The organism is Hymenobacter rubidus, from assembly GCF_016734815.1.
GTDB lineage: Bacteria > Bacteroidota > Bacteroidia > Cytophagales > Hymenobacteraceae > Hymenobacter > Hymenobacter rubidus.
Genome location: NZ_JAERQF010000001.1, coordinates 40071 through 55966 on the forward strand (window position 1 = coordinate 40071; position 15896 = coordinate 55966).

General features: G+C 61.8%; 16 protein-coding genes. 8 read left to right on the top strand and 8 right to left on the bottom strand.

Features of this window, described 5'->3' with window-relative positions:
* Nucleotides 1–13 precede the first annotated feature (13 nt).
* From proB to JKL48_RS00175, 3 genes are all read left to right on the top strand, one after another.
* On the top strand, nucleotides 14–1105 hold the full coding sequence (gene proB, locus JKL48_RS00165) for a glutamate 5-kinase (RefSeq protein WP_201977179.1): 1092 nt from the start codon (nucleotides 14–16) through the stop codon (nucleotides 1103–1105).
* A gap of 2 nt (nucleotides 1106–1107) precedes the next feature.
* Nucleotides 1108–2355, top strand: a complete 1248-nt coding sequence (locus tag JKL48_RS00170; protein WP_201977180.1) for a glutamate-5-semialdehyde dehydrogenase — start codon at nucleotides 1108–1110, stop codon at nucleotides 2353–2355.
* Between the two features lie 143 nt (nucleotides 2356–2498).
* The gene (locus tag JKL48_RS00175) at nucleotides 2499–2981 is read left to right on the top strand and encodes a YdeI/OmpD-associated family protein (protein WP_201977181.1); all 483 of its coding nucleotides are present in this window, start codon (nucleotides 2499–2501) and stop codon (nucleotides 2979–2981) included.
* A gap of 98 nt (nucleotides 2982–3079) precedes the next feature.
* Here the strand turns inward: JKL48_RS00175 and JKL48_RS00180 are convergent, their stop codons facing one another.
* The gene (locus JKL48_RS00180) at nucleotides 3080–3526 is read right to left on the bottom strand and encodes a DUF2141 domain-containing protein (protein ID WP_201977182.1); all 447 of its coding nucleotides are present in this window, start codon (nucleotides 3524–3526) and stop codon (nucleotides 3080–3082) included.
* A gap of 254 nt (nucleotides 3527–3780) precedes the next feature.
* Between JKL48_RS00180 and JKL48_RS00185 the strand changes: the two genes are divergently transcribed.
* Nucleotides 3781–4236 (top strand): META domain-containing protein, encoded by a 456-nt coding sequence (locus JKL48_RS00185; protein ID WP_201977183.1) that lies wholly within the window; start codon nucleotides 3781–3783, stop codon nucleotides 4234–4236.
* 129 nt (nucleotides 4237–4365) lie between these two features.
* Nucleotides 4366–5565 carry a putative sulfate/molybdate transporter gene (locus JKL48_RS00190; protein ID WP_201977184.1) on the top strand — a complete coding sequence of 400 codons (1200 nt, stop codon included), beginning with the start codon at nucleotides 4366–4368 and terminating at the stop codon, nucleotides 5563–5565.
* A gap of 15 nt (nucleotides 5566–5580) precedes the next feature.
* On the opposite strand, the gene JKL48_RS00195 is transcribed toward JKL48_RS00190, so the two are convergent.
* The 5 genes from JKL48_RS00195 to moaA form a co-directional block, all read right to left on the bottom strand.
* Nucleotides 5581–6372, bottom strand: coding sequence for an SDR family oxidoreductase (locus tag JKL48_RS00195; protein ID WP_201977186.1), 792 nt, complete (start codon nucleotides 6370–6372; stop codon nucleotides 5581–5583).
* A gap of 4 nt (nucleotides 6373–6376) precedes the next feature.
* A complete protein-coding gene (locus JKL48_RS00200) occupies nucleotides 6377–6757 on the bottom strand; it encodes a cupin domain-containing protein (RefSeq protein ID WP_201977188.1) in 381 nt (126 codons plus the stop codon).
* Nucleotides 6758–6962: 205 nt separating this feature from the next.
* A complete protein-coding gene (locus JKL48_RS00205; protein ID WP_201977190.1) occupies nucleotides 6963–8123 on the bottom strand; it encodes an MFS transporter in 1161 nt (386 codons plus the stop codon).
* A gap of 193 nt (nucleotides 8124–8316) precedes the next feature.
* Nucleotides 8317–10839, bottom strand: a complete 2523-nt coding sequence (locus JKL48_RS00210; protein WP_201977192.1) for a response regulator — start codon at nucleotides 10837–10839, stop codon at nucleotides 8317–8319.
* Nucleotides 10840–11091: 252 nt separating this feature from the next.
* A complete protein-coding gene (gene moaA, locus JKL48_RS00215; RefSeq protein ID WP_201977194.1) occupies nucleotides 11092–12129 on the bottom strand; it encodes a GTP 3',8-cyclase MoaA in 1038 nt (345 codons plus the stop codon).
* Nucleotides 12130–12276: 147 nt separating this feature from the next.
* Between moaA and JKL48_RS00220 the strand changes: the two genes are divergently transcribed.
* The 3 genes from JKL48_RS00220 to JKL48_RS00230 all read left to right on the top strand — a co-directional run bounded on the left by JKL48_RS00220 (nucleotide 12277) and on the right by JKL48_RS00230 (nucleotide 13697).
* Nucleotides 12277–12519: a MoaD/ThiS family protein gene (locus tag JKL48_RS00220; RefSeq protein WP_201977196.1), complete on the top strand. Its 243-nt coding sequence runs from the start codon at nucleotides 12277–12279 to the stop codon at nucleotides 12517–12519.
* Nucleotides 12520–12633: 114 nt separating this feature from the next.
* Nucleotides 12634–13056 carry a molybdenum cofactor biosynthesis protein MoaE gene (locus tag JKL48_RS00225; RefSeq protein ID WP_201977198.1) on the top strand — a complete coding sequence of 141 codons (423 nt, stop codon included), beginning with the start codon at nucleotides 12634–12636 and terminating at the stop codon, nucleotides 13054–13056.
* A gap of 77 nt (nucleotides 13057–13133) precedes the next feature.
* A complete protein-coding gene (locus JKL48_RS00230) occupies nucleotides 13134–13697 on the top strand; it encodes a hypothetical protein (RefSeq protein WP_201977200.1) in 564 nt (187 codons plus the stop codon).
* 73 nt (nucleotides 13698–13770) lie between these two features.
* On the opposite strand, the gene JKL48_RS00235 is transcribed toward JKL48_RS00230, so the two are convergent.
* Both JKL48_RS00235 and JKL48_RS00240 read right to left on the bottom strand, forming a co-directional pair.
* On the bottom strand, nucleotides 13771–14463 hold the full coding sequence (locus tag JKL48_RS00235; RefSeq protein ID WP_201977202.1) for a porin family protein: 693 nt from the start codon (nucleotides 14461–14463) through the stop codon (nucleotides 13771–13773).
* Between the two features lie 230 nt (nucleotides 14464–14693).
* A complete protein-coding gene (locus JKL48_RS00240; RefSeq protein WP_201977204.1) occupies nucleotides 14694–15890 on the bottom strand; it encodes an NTP transferase domain-containing protein in 1197 nt (398 codons plus the stop codon).
* Nucleotides 15891–15896 lie beyond the last annotated feature (6 nt).

The window sequence follows — 15896 nt, forward strand, 5'->3', positions numbered from 1 at the left end:
CGCCCGCCCCGCCATGCCCCTCCCCTATCGCCGGATTGTTGTCAAAATCGGCTCCAACGTACTCACCCAGGACAATGGCCTGCCCGATTTGGCCCGCATGGAACACCTCGTGGCCCAGATTGTGAAATTGAAAGCCCAGGGGCTGGAAGTCATTGTGGTGTCCTCGGGCGCCGTGGCGGCCGGGCGCAGCCTCATCACCCTGCCCTCCCCCGCCGATGCCGTGCGCAGCCGCCAGCTGCTGGCTGCCGTGGGCCAGGTGAAGCTGCTGAGCACCTACGCCGAGCTGCTGGGCCGCCACGGCCTGCTCTGCGCCCAGGTACTGGTAACAAAAGAGGATTTCCGCGACCGCCAGCACTACCTGAACATGAAAAACTGCTTTCAGGAATTGCTTCAGCAGCAAGTCATTCCCATTGTGAATGAGAACGATGTCATTTCCGTAACGGAACTGATGTTCACCGATAACGACGAACTGGCCAGCCTCATTGCCGCGCAGCTCGACGCCGATGCCCTCATCATCCTGACCAACGTCGACGGCATTTTCACCGGCGACCCGCGCCTGCCGGAATCGGAGCTGATTCGCGAAATTGCACCCACCGACACCGGGTTTGATAATTTCATCACCGCGCAACGCTCGCAGTTTGGGCGCGGCGGCATGCTCACCAAGTGCCACATGGCGCACAAAGTGGCTAAGCTGGGCATCAGCGTGCACATTGCCAACGGCAAGACCACCGACATCCTGCCCCAAGTGCTGGCCGACGCGGCGCTGAATACCTGGTTTCGGCCCAGCAAAACCGCCTCGAGTAAAAAGAAGTGGCTGGCCCACGCCCAAGGCGCCGTGAAAGCCACCGTGCGGGTGAACGCGGGCGCCCGGGCCGCACTGAGTGCGCCGGGCCGGGCCGTGAGTTTGCTGCCAGTGGGTGTGCTGGCCATCGACGGCTCGTTTCAGAAAGGCGACATTGTGCAGATAGCCGACGAGGCGGGCCAGCCCCTGGGCCTCGGCATTGCCGAATACGGCGCCGAGAAGGCCTTGGAACGGCTGGGCCAGCAACACCAGCGCCCGTTGGTGCACTACGACTATCTATTCCTCAACCCCGAACTCGCTTAGCCATGAACCTGCGCCTGCTTTTCGAAGCCGCTCGGCAAGCCAGTCGCGACCTGGCCGCCTTTCCGCCCCCCGCTACCGATGCCCTGTTGCGCGACCTGGCCGATGCCACCGTGGCCGCAACGCCGTTTCTACTAGCCGAAAATGCCCGCGACCTGGCCCGCATGCCCGAAACCGACCCGCGCCACGACCGCCTGCGCCTCACGCCCGAACGCCTGGCCGGCATCGCGGCCGACCTGCGCACCGTGGCCGGCCTGCCCTCACCGGTGGGCGAAACCCTGACCCGGAAAACGATGCCGAACGGCCTGCACCTGACGAAAGTGCGCGTGCCGCTGGGCGTCATCGGCATCATCTACGAGGCGCGGCCCAACGTGACCTTCGACAGCCTCGCGCTGTGCCTGAAAACCGGCAATGCCTGCCTATTGAAAGGTGGCTCCGATGCCGCTTTTTCCAATGCGGCACTGCTGACGGTGGCCGGACCGGTGCTTGCCCGTCACGGCCTGCCCCCCGCCGTGGCCACGCTGCTGCCACCCGAGCGCGCCGCCACCGAAGCCCTGCTGACAGCCGTGGGCTACGTGGATGTGGTGATTCCGCGCGGTAGCCAGTCGCTCATCAACTACGTGCGCGAAAATGCCCGCGTGCCCGTTATCGAAACCGGAGCGGGCGTGGTGCATACATTTTTTGATGAAACCGGTGATTTAAACACCGGCGCGGCCATTATTGCCAATGCCAAGACTCGCCGCGTAAGCGTGTGCAACGCCCTCGACTGCCTGCTCATTCACGAAAGCCGGTCGGCCGACTTGCCCGCACTATTGGCCCCGCTGGCGGCGGCCGGCGTGCAGCTTTTCGCCGATGAGCTGGCGCTAGCGGCACTGGCCGGCCACTATCCGGCGGCCTTGCTGGCCCCTGCCACCGAGGCACATTTTGGCACCGAATTTCTTTCGCTGGCCATGGCCGTGAAAACGGTTGGCTCCTTGCCAGAGGCGCTGGACCACATTGCCCAATACGGCTCCAAACACAGCGAAGCCATCATTTCAGAAGACGCTCAGCACCTCGAAACTTTCCTCAATGCCGTGGACGCTGCCGCGGTGTATGCCAACGCCTCCACGGCTTTCACCGATGGCGGGCAGTTTGGGCTGGGAGCCGAAATTGGCATCAGCACCCAGAAGCTGCACGCCCGCGGGCCAATGGGCCTGGAAGAACTGACCAGCTACAAGTGGCTGGTGCGCGGCGCAGGGCAGGTGCGTAATTGACAGGAGAACTTTATAATGAACGTCCTTCTGAGGGCCGCCGAAGCATCTTGCTTAGAATAGAAATTCGTTTGTTTAACGATTGATTTAGTAATGGCCCGCGAGATGCTTTGGCGGCCCTCAGCAGGACGTTCTTTTGAGTTCCAATGACATCTCCCATCCATTTCCGCGCGCAGCTGGAGCCGGGCGGCCCCAGCTTCATGCCCACGCAAATAATTGTGGTGCCGGCCGAAGTGCTGGCCGCGCTGGGTAGCAAGACCAAGCGGGTTATTGTCACCATTCACGGGCAGGAACTGCGGCTGGGCCTGTTGCCGCTGGAAGGCGGCGGGCGCTACCTCATGGTGAACAAGGACGTGTGCCGGGCCGTGGGCATTGAACTGGGCCAGTGGCTGGACGTGGCCATTGCGCCCGACCCCAACCCCGACCACGTGGACCTCCCCACCGAGCTGGCCGAAGCCTTAGCCGCCTGGCCCGAAGCCGAAGCGGCATTCAACCGCTACAGCGGCTCGCACCGCCGCGCCATGGCCCGGCTGGTGGCCGAGGCCAAACAAACAGAAACCCGCGCCCGCCGCGCCGTGACTCTCACGGAACGACTGGCGCGGGGCCTGCACCCGTTTCGGGGCGACTGAACAGTAGTGACCGAAATTAGTCGGCAAAAACCAAACCAGCACGTCATGTCTCGGTTGCGCTCGACACGGCGTGCTGGTTGAACCAGGACTGTATTACGCTAATCCTTCAGCACAATGCTGACAACTTTGCCCGGGCCGTCGACCATGAATTTGCATTCGTCGAAACCAGGCGCGGCCACGGTGGGGCGCACGTTGTTGGAAAAGGCATAGGGCTCGGTGGGGATGCCGAGGAAGTTCTTGTCGATTTTGTCGTTGTTGTTCAGGTCCTGCGTGATGGCCACGGCCCACTCGCCCTTCGGCAAATCCACGGGCAGTGTAAACTCGCTCTTACCGGCCGGCTTCACTGCTTTGGAAAAAGCCCATTTGCCGCTTTTCAAAAAGCCCTCGCGGGTGTTGTAGAAATACAGCCGCACGGCGGCAGTAGTGGATACCAACGACGAAACCACCACGGTAACGGAGGAGGTTTCGACGGGCGGCGCGGCCGGCGTAGCGGCTTTCAGCACAGTACCGGCAAACAGCAGCGCGCAAAACGACAACAAGGTCATAAGCAAAGTTGATAAGGACACAGTGAATATTGGAAGGTAGGCCACCAACGCCCACCTTTACGCAAAGAGTTCGAAAACAACTGGTTTTGACAGTAATTATGCCTTTGGAGCCTTGCTTTCGCGGGGCCGGAGCTCGGGCAATGCAAAGCTACCGGCTCCGGCTGCTGCAGCGGCCAACCGGCGCCGCCGCGGCCCATACGGAGCGGCCGTTTTTCTCGTTATCATTGCATCGCTCTCCTTCAAATCACTTCCCGATGATGCCCTTCCGTATCCTGTCCCTGGCCGTGCTGGCTACGCTGCTGCTGGCCGGCTGTGAGAAAGAGGACACGGCCGCCCCGGCCGCCGCCACCCTGCTCGAAACCCGCTGGATGCTGGCCCGCATCGACAACTTTCCGGTGGAGGCCTCCAGCTACTCCGAAACCCGCAGGTCCTACCTCGAATTTGTGGACCTTGGCCAGTGCACCGTGGGCCTGGGGCCGTGCAATAATTTCAGTGGCCGCTTCAGTCTCGGCAGCAGCAACAACCAGCAGCTAAGCATCTCACCGCAGATTCCGACCCGTGCCACCTGCCCCGTGCAGCCCCTCGAAAACCAGTACCTCGCCAACCTGGCTCTTACCCAACGCTACGCCCTCGAAGGCGACGAGCTGCGACTGTACGATGCCACCACGGCCGCCCCGCGCCTAGTTTTCCGGCGGGCGGCAGCGCAGTAGCCCCGCGCAAGCCGCACCCAGAACGGGCCGGAACCGGCACATCGCCGCACCAGCACCCGCCAAACAATTCGGCATTGGCCAGGATTTGGCGAAGCAGTGGCTCTGCCAAACGCGTTTCCTTTGTTCTTGATGCAGCCTTCTACACTTTTCCAAACCAAACCCCACCCGGCCCCGGTTCGCCCGCCCATTCGGTTCGACCGCAACGAACTCGCCGGCGCCTTTGGCGACCTGGGCACTGACTTGCCGCTCCTGATTGGCGTCATGGCGGCCTCGGGCATCGATAGTGCTTCCGTACTGATTCTGTTTGGACTGATGCAGGTATTCACCGGGCTGTGGTACCGCATGCCCATGCCCGTGCAGCCGCTCAAGGCCTTCGCGGCGCTGGTTATTGCCCAGAAGATTCCCGGGCGCGTCATTTTTGGGGGTGGGCTGGCCATTGGCGTCAGCATGTTTTTTCTGTCGGTAACCGGGCTGATTGATGCGCTGGCGCGGCTGGTACCCAAGGCCGTGGTGCGCGGCATTCAGTTTGGGCTGGCCCTGCAGCTGGCCACCCTGGCCCTCACCAAGTACGTGGGGGCCGACGGGGCGGCGGGCTATGCGCTGGCCGCAGCGGCCTTCACCGTGACGGTCGTGCTGTTTGGCAACCGGCGCTGGCCGGCGGCGCTCATCGTCATTGCCCTGGGCGTGGCTTATGCGCTGGTGTTCAAGCTCGATTTGGCTACCGCCCAAAAGGCCGCGGGCCTGCGCTTGCCCTCTTGGCACCTGCCGCAGTCGGCCGACATTCTCACCGGGGCCGTGCTGCTGGCGCTGCCCCAGATTCCGCTGTCGCTGGGCAACTCCATTCTGGCTACCAAGCAGGTAGCGCAGGATTTATTTCCCGAGCGGGAGCCGCTCACCATCCGCAAAATCAGCTTCACGTATGCGCTGATGAACCTGGCAAATCCCTTTTTCGGGGGCTTTCCGGTGTGCCACGGCTCGGGCGGCATGGTGGGGCACCATGCGTTTGGGGCACGCACGGGCGGCTCGGTGGTCATCTACGGTGGCCTGTTCCTAGTCATGGGCCTGTTTTTCAGTCAGGGCTTTGCCGATGTGGTACAGATTTTCCCGCTGCCGGTGCTGGGTGTGTTGCTGCTGTTTGAAGCCTTGTCCCTGGCCACACTGCTGCGCGACGTAAGCGGCAGCCGCGCCGATTTGCTGGTGGCGCTGCTGGTGGGGCTGCTTTGCGCGGGGCTGCCCTACGGCTACCTGGTGGGCTTAATCGTGGGCACGGCCATTTACTACGCCATGCAGCGCGGCTGGGTGGGGCTGGGCAAGCAAACGCACATCTAAGCTGGGAGACGTGTTTTAAAACAGTCCCCGAATCCAGCCCCCATCGACCGGAATGGACGTGCCGGTGATGTAGCTGGCCCGCTCCGAGCACAGAAACGCCGCCAGCGCCGCAAACTCCCGGGGTTCGCCCAGCCGGCGCATCGGAATCTGGCTTTCCCAGCGGGCGGTGGCGTCGGCGGCCGAGATGCCTTCTTTGGCGGCCGTGGCATCGGCCAGGCCCACCACCCGTTCGGTGCGGGTGTAGCCGGGCAGAATGTTATTCACAGTGATGCCCTGGGCGGCCACTTCCGTGGCCAGCGTGCGGGCCATGCCCGTTACGGCAGCGCGCAGGCTGTTGGAGAGCATCAGGTTTTCTACCGGCTGTTTGACCGAGATGGACGTGATATTCAAAATACGGCCCCAGCCGCGCGCTTTCATGCCCGGTAGCACGGCGCGCGTCAATTCCACCACGCTGGTCAGGAGCAGCTGCGTGGCGGCTTGCCACTGCTCGGCGCTCAGCGTGTCGAAGGTGCCGGCGGGCGGGCCGCCGGCGTTGGTTACCAAGATATCGATGCGCCCGAAGCGCGCCATTGCGGCTTGCACCACGCGGGCCACGTCGGCGGGGTTGGCCACGTCGGCCGCCAACGCGAGCACGGGCACGCCGTGGGCGGTTTCGAGGGCGGCGCGGGCTTCTTGCAGGGCTTCATCGCCACGGGAGCAGATGATGAGTGACGCGCCTTCAGCGGCCAGCTCTTCGGCCACGGCGCGGCCCAGGCCCTTGCTGGCGGCAGCTATCAGTGCTATTTTTCCTTTCAGTCCGAGGTCCATAGCGTTATTTCTGACGCAGATAGTCGTCGGATTTATCGAGCCAGTCCTGACGCGGCGGGCTGAAAATGTCCACGTCGAGCGTGTCCTCAATGGCTTCGGCCTTGTGCGGTACGTTGCCCGGAATGTGCAGCACCTCGCCCACGCCTACCACAATGGGCTCGGCATCTTCGGAGCCAATCCAGAAGCGCAGGGCCCCTTCCAAGATGTAGGTAATCTGCTCGTTTTCGTGCTGGTGCAGGGGCACGATGCAGCCTTTTTTAAGGTAGACGTGGGCCAGCATCATTTTGTCGCCGGTGATGAGGCGGCGCGAGAGTTGGTCAGTCACCTGCTCTTTGGGCATGGCGTCCCAGGTGTATTTGGTGGCGGTTTGAGGGTTGTCGGGCATATGGTTTGGGAATGGAAAAGAAAGGAAGACGGAATTGAAGCAAAAAGAACGTCATGCTGAGCGGAGGCGCAGCCGCAGTCGAAGCCTCTCTACCGCGTAACTAACCTAAATGTTGGAATTACTGCTGCGGTAGAGATGCTTCGACAAGCTCAGCATGACGTTTTAATTGCTTCCAACTTTCCTTCTTCCCTCTTTCCCTAACGCCCTACACCCGCACCCGGCTCGCCACCGCCGACACGCACAGCCCCATAAATGCAATGAGGGCAAACGACACGCGCAGGCTGGTAGCGCCGGCCACCATGCCGATGATGGGCGGCCCCAGCAGGAATCCGAAGAAGCCGATGGTGGACACCGACGCCAGCGCCATGCCCGCCGACATGTGCGTGGATTTGCCGGCCGCGCTGTACACCAGCGGTACCACCGCCGACGTGCCGAAGCCCACCAACAAAAAGCCCAGCAGCGCTGTGGGCAGCGTGGGCAGCAGCACCGCAATGCTCAGCCCCGTGGCCGTGAGCAGCCCACAAAGCTGAATCACGCGCCTGGGCCCCAGACGTTCGGCCAGCCAATCGGCCCCGAAGCGGCCCAGCGCCATGGTGCTCATAAAGGCCGTGTAGCCCGCCCCCACCCAGTCCTTATCGGCCTGAATAACTTTCTTGAAATACACGCCGCTCCAGTCGAACATGGCGCCTTCGCAAATGAGCGCGCAGAAGGCAATGGCACCCAAGCCTAGCAGCTCCTTATCGGGTTTCACAAAAATGGGCTGGTCGGGGTCGACGCCGCTGTCTTCGCGCACGGTGTAGCCGGCGCTCACCGCCAGCCCGGCCAGAATGAAGGCCGCAATGAACACGAAATGCACGCCCGGCGCAATGGCATGTCCAATCATGAACGAGCCCACAGCCGCCGCCACAAAGCCCGCCAAACTCCACAGCCCGTGAAACGAAGCCATAATGGGCTTGTGTTTATACAGCCGCTCCACACCTACGGCCTGGGTATTCACCGAAATATTGGTCAGGTTGCCGCCCACGCCAAACAGCACCAGGCAGGGCAGCAGCTGGTAGAGGTTGCTGGCCCAGCCCAGGCCCAGCAACGCCGTGGCGTAGAGCACCACGCTCCACAGCACCACTTTGCGGCTGCCCTCCTTGGCCACCAGCCAGCCGGCCAGCGGCAGCGAGAGCAGTTGCCCCAGCGGAATGGTGAGCAGTACGCCGCCCAGCCCGGCCTCCGAAATGCCCATGCGCTGTTGCACGCTCGGAATCCGCGAGGCCCAGGAGGCAAAGCACAGGCCTAACAAAAAGAACAACGCCCCCACCGCGACACGGTGGGTTTTGCGGGAAATATAGTCGGGAGAAGAAGCCAATGAAATCATGCGGTAACTGCGCTGGGCTGAGCCAAAAGTAAGCTCTAGCAACGCCCGCCCGCCGCCAGAAGTTGCCTTTGAACGCAATTAACTTGTTCATTTCCAGCAAACGTTTCCGAGCGGCGAATAGAAAAAACTATAACTATTAAATAGTTAAAATCAATTACTTATCATCTATCTAATAAGACTACCTACGAATGGCCTAGACCGCCGTATCGAGCCTAATCTGGGTCACGACTTCGCGCAGCAGCAGCACGATGGAATCGACCAGCGGTTGCAGGGTTTTGGGCTGGAATGCGCCCTGCCATTCATCCAAGGCCTCTACGGGGGGCAGGAGCTGGTGGGCCCGCAGGTGCGTGAGGTTGGGCCGCAGGGTGTGCGCGGCGGTTTTGAGCAAGGCGATGTCGCCGGTTTGCATGCCCAGGTTCAGGCCCTGGATGGCCTCGTCGCAGCTTTCCACAAAGGTGGCCAGCATAAAGGCCACAAAATCGGCGTCGCCCTGGCCCACTTTCAGAAGCTCATCCACTGCATAGAGCCGGTCTACGGCGTCGGCTAGGGGCGCGGCGGGTGCCAGTAGGAATTCGGCCCCGGCCAGTGCTTCGGCGGCAACCGGGGCCGCTTGTTCTGCCTCGGCTGGGTACTCCGCCAGCGCCCACTCGCCCACGGTTTTCAGAAGCTGGTCTTCCTTGAAGGGCTTGGTGAGGTAGCCGTTCATGCCAGCGGCCAGGCATTTTTCCCGCTCTCCGTTGATGGCGTTGGCCGTGAGGGCCACAATGGGCGTGGTCAGGCCCAATTGCTGGCGCAGCAGGGCCGTGGCCGCATACCCGTCCATCACCGGCATCTGAATGTCCATCAAAATCAGGTCGAAGCGCTGGTGCTGGGCCAGTTCCACGGCTTCGGCGCCGTGCTCGGCTTCGGTCACCTGCACCTGGGCCTGGCTGAGAAAGGTTTTGGCAATCTGGCGGTTGAAGCGGTTGTCTTCGACCAGCAGCACCTGCTTGTTGCGAAGGTTGTCGCGCACGGGGCTATCGGGCGGCAGCACTTCCTTGGGCGCCAGGTCGAGGGCGGTGCCCACCGGCAGGCGCAGGGCAAATTGCATGGTGGTGCCCTTGTTTTTCTCGCTTTCCAGCTGCACGTCGCTGCCCATCAGCTTCAGCAGGTTGCGGCTGATGCTCAGGCCCAGGCCCGTACCGCCAAACTTGCGCGTCACCGACGAATCTTCCTGGCTGAACTCGTTGAAGATGTTCTTCACGAATTCTGGCTCAATGCCCACCCCGGTATCGACCACCCGGAACACGATTTCGCCGCTCCCGGCCTCGTCGGCCACAAAATCGCAGGTAATGGCCACACTGCCGGTTTCGGTGAACTTGATGGCGTTGCCGGCCAGGTTCAGCAGCACCTGCCGGATGCGGTAGGGGTCGCCGATGAGCACGCGGGGCACGTCCGGGGCCACCCGCGTCACCAGGCTCAGGCCTTTTTCCACGGCTTTGTAGTGCAGGGTCTGCTCGATTTCGGCCAGCAGATGCACCGGCACAAACCCCAGGTGCTCCAGCGACATCTTGCCGGCTTCCAGCTTCGATAAATCCAGAATGTCGTTGATGATGACCAGCAAATGTTCGGCCGACGTGGTGATGGCCTGCCGGTAGCTGTCCTGGTCGGGCGCCAGGGCTGTCTTGGCCAGCAGCTGGCTCATGCCCAGAATGGCGTTCATCGGCGTCCGGATTTCGTGGCTCATGTTGGCCAGGAAAATCTCGCGGGCCCGCATCGCCGACTCGGCCGCCAACTTGGCGTGGCGTAGGGCCTGCTCGGTCACCACCCGCTCGGTGATGTCGAGGCTGTAAGCCACAATGATGTGCAGCGAGCCGTCGGCGTTGAACACCGGTTGCAGGCAGCGGAACTGGTGGCGCGTACCCTCGGGCCGCAGGAAGCTTTCTTCAAACGTCACCAACCGCCGCTCGCGCACGGCTTGGTTCAGGCGTGCTTCGCGCTCCTGGGCCAGCGACAGCGGGTGGCCGTACTGGGTGCAGTAGTCGAAGTTTGTTTTCCCAATCACCCACTCGCGGGCATCCGGATTGGTGATGCCGCTGGCATTCACAAACAGGTACCGATGCTGCGCATCGAACACGGCAATATCGCAGGGAATATGATTGAGGGTGAAGTCGTAAAATTCACGCTGCTCCACCAGCTTCTGCTCAGCCAACTGGCGCTCGGTCACATCGGTGCCGGTGCCCACCACCATGCACAGCGTGCCATCGGCCGCAAATACCGGCACGTAATACCGGCGCAGGTGCCGCGGCCCGTCGGCGTGGTTCAGGGTTTCTTCCCAGGTGGTTTCGGTGCGCGTCTCGATGGCGTTTGCCAGCCGTCGCTCGCGGTTGGCAGCTAGTTCGGCCGGCAGCTGTCGGTGGGCACAGTACTCCGCGTTGGTTTTGCCGATAACCCACTGCCGCAGCTCGGGGTTGCTGAATGCTTTCGCGTTCACGGCCTTAAAGCGGTGCTCCGCGTCAAACACAGCCACATCTACCTTCAAATGGTCGAGCACAGCTTGATAAAATTCCTGCTGCTCGGTCAGGCGGTGTTCGGCTTGGTGCAGGGCCGCCCGGGTTTCGGCCAGCGCCCGCCGCAGCTCCGCCAATTCTTCTTCCGGGCCACGAGAATCGTCAGAAGACGTTGACGGCACGTCCGAAGATTCTACCGAAGAAATAAAACCGTATAAATCAGCCATATAATGCATCCTCACGCTTAGGTATAAGTAACAAATATACACTAGCAACTTGTCTTAATACATTAAGTATCTTGCCATTAAAGCATTTATAGCATGACTTATTCGATAAAGATTAGAACTTATTATTGCTGGCTGAAGCAGGAAGCCCCTTAAGCTCAAGCTTGCAACGACGCATCAACCTTTGCTTAACAGAGGGCCAGAATAGCTGCCCGCCGGTAAGGTAAAGCCTAAACCCGGGCCATCAATCCGGCGCTACCCCCCAATGGTGGCCATGCTCTCGAAGCTGAGCTGGTGCAAGGGCCGCTGCCGCTCCGCCTCGAAGCCGTTGGCCGCCCGGTAGCGAAAGGCGTGGGCGAGGGCGGCCGTGATGTCGGCATCCGAAGCGCCGCCGCGCAGCAGGGCGCGGGTATCGAGCACGCCCTGGTCGTAGAGGCAGGTTTTGATGCCGCCTTCGGCCGTGAGGCGCAGGCGGTTGCAGGTGCCGCAGAAGGTGCGCGAGTAGGCCGCAATGATGCCCACCGTGCCCTTGTGCCCGGCAAGGGTGTACTCCGACGCCGTGGCCCCGGCCGCCGTGGCCACGGGCGTAAACGCGCCAAAATGCGCCTCCAAGTGCTGGCGGATGCGGATATGGTTCCAGGGCAGCGAGGCGGGGCCGGCCGCGTGGCTGCCGCCGTTGAAAGGCATTTCCTCGATGAAGCGCACGTCGACGGGCAGGTTGCGGCTGAGGTCGGCCAGTGGAATCAGGTCGTCGATGTTCTGGCCGTCCATCACCACGGCGTTGATTTTCACCTGAATGCCGGCCTCCAGCAGCGCATGAAACGTTTCCATCACGCGCGGCAGCTCGTCGCGCCGCGTGATTTGGAAGAACCGCTCCCGGTTCAACGTATCGAGGCTGAGGTTGACGGCACGGACGCCCAGGCGGGCCAGGGCGGGCACGTGCGGCGCGGTCAGGACGCCGTTGGTGGTCAGGCTGATGTCATCAATACCGGGCAGCTGGGCCAGGCGCTCCATAAAGGGCACCAGGTCGCGCCGCACGAAGGGTTCGCCGCCGGTCAGGCGTACTTTGCGCACGCCCAGGCGGGCCAGCAGGCCCGTGAGGCGCAGCATTTCCTCGTAGGTCAGCAGCTCCTGCTTGGGCATGTACTTGATGCCTTCTTCGGGCATGCAGTAGAAGCAGCGCAGGTTGCAGCGGTCCGTCACGGCCAGGCGCAGGTATTCGAGCGGGCGGCCGTGCTGGTCGTAGAGGGGCGCGACGGCCGGCGTGGCCGGAGATAGTGGGGATGGAAGCACGTTTATCACCAATTTTGTTGGGCTGTACGTAAGACTGCCGGCCTGCGGTAAACCCCCAACGCCCGGAAGGTGTTCAGGGCATCGGGCGTAGCCTGAGCCTCAACGGCCGCGCCGCGCTGGTTTTCACCCAAAATGTACGCCGAAGATATGTCTTTAAAAATCGCCTTGTTCGGCATCACCCGCGAGATTGTGGGCACGTCCGTGATTGAGCTGCCCGCGCCGGCCCCCGCCACCGTGGGGGCGCTGCTGGACGAACTGCGCAAGCAGTACCCCGCCCTGGGCGAGCTCCGCAGCTGCGCCGTCGCCGTGAATAACGAATACGCCCGCAACGACCACCCGCTGCACACGGTGGACGAAATCGCCCTCATTCCGCCCGTGGCGGGCGGGTGATTTTCGTAGCGCGAATTTTGTAGTTCGCGTACCGGAACGATACCCGAACGATTTTTACAGCGCGGCGACGCGAACTACAAAGTTCGCGCTACTGCCCGGTTGCCCATTCTCTGCATGACCCCTACCCTTTCCATCACCGACCAGCCCATTGACATTGCCGCCGCTCTCGCGGCCGTGCAAACCGATGCCGCCGGGGCCGTCAATTCCTTTATCGGTACGGTCCGCAACCAGTCGGGTGGCCGGCCGGTGCGCCGCCTGCACTACGAATCCTATGACAGCATGGCCCTCACGCAATTGGGCCACGTCGTGAATCAGGCTTACGAGAAGTGGCCCATGCTGCAGGAAGTGGCCGTGGTACACCGCAAAGGCACCTTGGAGCTCGGCGACGTGGCGGTGGTAGTGGCCGTGGCCACGCCGCATCGCGCCGAAAGCTTCGCCGCCTGCCAGTTCATCATCGACACGCTCAAGCAGGTGGTGACCATCTGGAAGCGCGAAGAGTATGAGGACGGTACGGAGTGGGTGGCGGCGCACCCGTAGCTTTCCATATCAGGCTTGTGCCAATTCCTTTTTGTATACTTGGGATAACTGCTTAACTGTTTTCCAGTATTGAAAAAATGAATTGGGCTATACTTATCGGAGGTCTGGGCGCGATGTATGGGTTTTTCCTGTATGTGGTTGCGCCAGACCGGGAGTTTCGACAGGAAATGACCCGCGCGGAGAAAGTGGCCGTAGCTAGTGGGCAAACGGTGACAAAAATTCAAAAAGGGTCGCCCGTCCTCATTGGGCACAACAAGTCTTACAACCAAGGTCCTTTGCGCATCAAGCCCGGCAAAAACGGCAAGCCCGTCTTTGAGCCTTTCGGAGACTGGAAGCAGGTGCGCAACACGGGAGAATTGGTGGCCGAATGGACCTATACCGGCGTGGCCCGCGAAACCATAGAGCGAATTTACCATCCCGATGGCAGCCTTGATGTTCTATCCTACACGGTTCCCGCCATGCTAAACGGTGAATCGGTGCGGGAAACCCGTCTGGTTTACTTTGTAATTGGCCAGCCGGCGGATACCCTGGTGGTGCACCACTGGTTTTTAAAGCATGGCAAGGAGGTCAAAACCAGTTGGTCATACGATGCCCAGGGCAAGCACCCCGTGCCGGAAGGCTGGAAGTTTCAGCGCTTTTAAACAACACTTGACACGCGCAAAATAAAAAGGCCCGGCAGTGCTGCCGGGCCTTTTCAGCGATACCGCTTGATTGCTACTTGCCCGCAATCAAATACCCCAGCGAGAGCTGGAAGGCCGAGTGCCGGGCGTTTTTCAGGTCGCCGTTGAAGTAGGTGCTGTTGTCGGATTTCACGAAGTCGCTGAAGGCGCCGGTGTAACGCAGGCTCAGGCTCAGGCCGTTGTCGGCCTGGTAGCCGACGCCGGCCAGGTAGCCCAGCTCGTTGCGGTTGAGGGCGCTCACGTCGGTTTTGTTCTGGGCTTCGGCCACGGTGGGCTCGCCGCCCAGGGCGGGCGTGGTGGTGGTTTTGGTTTGGTTGTTGGCACTCAGCAGGTAGGAGTACTGCGGGCCGGCTTCCAGAATCAGGCCCCCGGCGTTCACTTTCAGCAGCACAGGCACGTCGAGGTAGTTGTAGTTGACGCTACCTTCGCGCTTTTGCTTGCTGCCCAGCAGGCCGGTGTACTCGGTGGGCTTGTTTTCGAAGCCTTTTTGCGAATACAGCACTTCCGGCTGGAGCGACAGGAAATTGTCCGCAAGCAGGGGCACGTTGAGCATCACGCCGCCAAGGAAGCCAACTTTGTTGTTGTAAGTAGCTTGGTTCTGAATGTTGCCGGCCAGGTTGGAGTAGTTGGCGCCCGCCCGCAGACCGAGACGAATATCCTGGGCCTGAACCGAAGAAATAGCAGCCGTGGCCAGAAGCGAGGCGGCTAGAATTGCTGTCTTTTTCATAATGATTAGATAGAGTGAAAAATAATTCTCTGGCCGGCCTTATTCGAAAAGTGTGCCAGCCGGCACTCCCAACGCCATTTTGCAAGCAAAAAGTGTAAGGTCCCGACGCAAAAAAGCCCGACTACCCATGAGGCAGCCAGGCTTTCAAGTCGTTAACCTGTCATCATTTTTCACCCGCGGCCGGACTTCTTGTGGTCCCGGCCGCTCATTGGCCCAATTCGGCAAACGCCTTAGCGCAGCAATTCCCGCTCGGCCTGGACCCGCTCCTGCGGAGTATTCACATTGCGCAGTTCTTCGGGCACGGGCGCGGCCAGCAGCTCGGTATCGGAGTTGATAAGCGCCTTGCGCGGACAGGAATAGCCCAGGCTCAGAAACCGCAGCAGCTGCCCGTAGCTGCGCGGCTCCCAGATGGTGACCAGCGGCTCCGGAAACGCGTCCCAAGGGCTTTTAAACGTGGTGGCCATGCGGGCAGGATGCCGGTTGCTCACCAAGTATTCCAGCGTTTCGCGGGTGAGGAAGGGCAGGTCGCAGGCCAGCACCAGCCAGGCGGCGTTGGGGTCGGCCTGCAAGGCGGAAAGCACGCCGCCCAGCGGGCCCAGGCCCAGAAAGGTGTCGGGCAGCGCGGTGAGGCCGGCGGGCAATTCCGCGGCTTGGTCGGGGCGCACAGATACGCGCACGTCGGGGCAAAACTCGCTGAGCAGGGCGGCCGTGTGCTGGCGCTGGTCGAGGGCGTGGTAGTGCAACTTGCCTTTGTCGGTTTGCATTCGCTCGCTGCGGCCGCCGGCCAGCACTAGGCCGCGCAGCACCGGCACCGCCTGGGCATACCACTGCCGGATGAAGGCAGCTATTTTTTCCGTTTCGGCCAAGCGCAGCACGGGCGGCAGCGGCGCGGCACTGAGGTACTCAGTGAGCACGGGCGGCAACTCCGTTTGGCCTTCGGCCAGCAGAATCAGGCGAACATCGGTGAGGCGGTCGAGCTTCTTATCCAAGGGCTTGCGCGGGTCGACGATGACGACCTGCTGGCGGGCCCGGAAGTGGTTGCCGTTCACCAGCACCACGCTTTCGTGGGCCAGCAGCTCGGGCTGCGAGAACTTGTCCAGGGCGCGCGTCAGGTTGAGCTGGCGGTAGGTGATTTTATCTACCAGCTCGGCCGAAAGGGCATTTTCGGCAACGTAGGGCAACGGGCGAGCCAAGGAATCCGAAGAATCTTCAGCGGCAGCCGCGTCGCCGGCCGCGTGGTCGGCATCGACGTAGGCCACGCGCAGCGCTGGGGCCAGATGGGGCAGCAGCCGCGCCACCAGGGCCTGGATATCGCCGCAGGGCGCGCCCAGAATGGCCAATTCGTGGCGGCCAAATTCGCCCACATCAGGCCGGGCCAGGGCGGCGTGTTTGGTGCGTTTTACGGTTGAGTTGGGTAGACTATCCATGCCGGA

Bases quoted from the DNA above. Each gene is read 5' to 3' on its own strand.
- JKL48_RS00240 (WP_201977204.1), bottom strand. From the start codon at position 15,890: ATGGATAGTCTACCCAACTCAACCGTAAAACGCACCAAACACGCCGCC.
- JKL48_RS00205 (WP_201977190.1), bottom strand. From the start codon at position 8,123: ATGATTTCATTGGCTTCTTCTCCCGACTATATTTCCCGCAAAACCCAC.
- JKL48_RS00220 (WP_201977196.1), top strand. From the start codon at position 12,277: ATGTCTTTAAAAATCGCCTTGTTCGGCATCACCCGCGAGATTGTGGGC.
- JKL48_RS00200 (WP_201977188.1), bottom strand. From the start codon at position 6,757: ATGCCCGACAACCCTCAAACCGCCACCAAATACACCTGGGACGCCATG.
- JKL48_RS00170 (WP_201977180.1), top strand. From the start codon at position 1,108: ATGAACCTGCGCCTGCTTTTCGAAGCCGCTCGGCAAGCCAGTCGCGAC.
- proB (WP_201977179.1), top strand. From the start codon at position 14: ATGCCCCTCCCCTATCGCCGGATTGTTGTCAAAATCGGCTCCAACGTA.
- JKL48_RS00195 (WP_201977186.1), bottom strand. From the start codon at position 6,372: ATGGACCTCGGACTGAAAGGAAAAATAGCACTGATAGCTGCCGCCAGC.
- JKL48_RS00185 (WP_201977183.1), top strand. From the start codon at position 3,781: ATGATGCCCTTCCGTATCCTGTCCCTGGCCGTGCTGGCTACGCTGCTG.
- JKL48_RS00175 (WP_201977181.1), top strand. From the start codon at position 2,499: ATGACATCTCCCATCCATTTCCGCGCGCAGCTGGAGCCGGGCGGCCCC.
- JKL48_RS00190 (WP_201977184.1), top strand. From the start codon at position 4,366: ATGCAGCCTTCTACACTTTTCCAAACCAAACCCCACCCGGCCCCGGTT.
- JKL48_RS00235 (WP_201977202.1), bottom strand. From the start codon at position 14,463: ATGAAAAAGACAGCAATTCTAGCCGCCTCGCTTCTGGCCACGGCTGCT.
- JKL48_RS00210 (WP_201977192.1), bottom strand. From the start codon at position 10,839: ATGGCTGATTTATACGGTTTTATTTCTTCGGTAGAATCTTCGGACGTG.
- JKL48_RS00230 (WP_201977200.1), top strand. From the start codon at position 13,134: ATGAATTGGGCTATACTTATCGGAGGTCTGGGCGCGATGTATGGGTTT.
- JKL48_RS00225 (WP_201977198.1), top strand. From the start codon at position 12,634: ATGACCCCTACCCTTTCCATCACCGACCAGCCCATTGACATTGCCGCC.
- JKL48_RS00180 (WP_201977182.1), bottom strand. From the start codon at position 3,526: ATGACCTTGTTGTCGTTTTGCGCGCTGCTGTTTGCCGGTACTGTGCTG.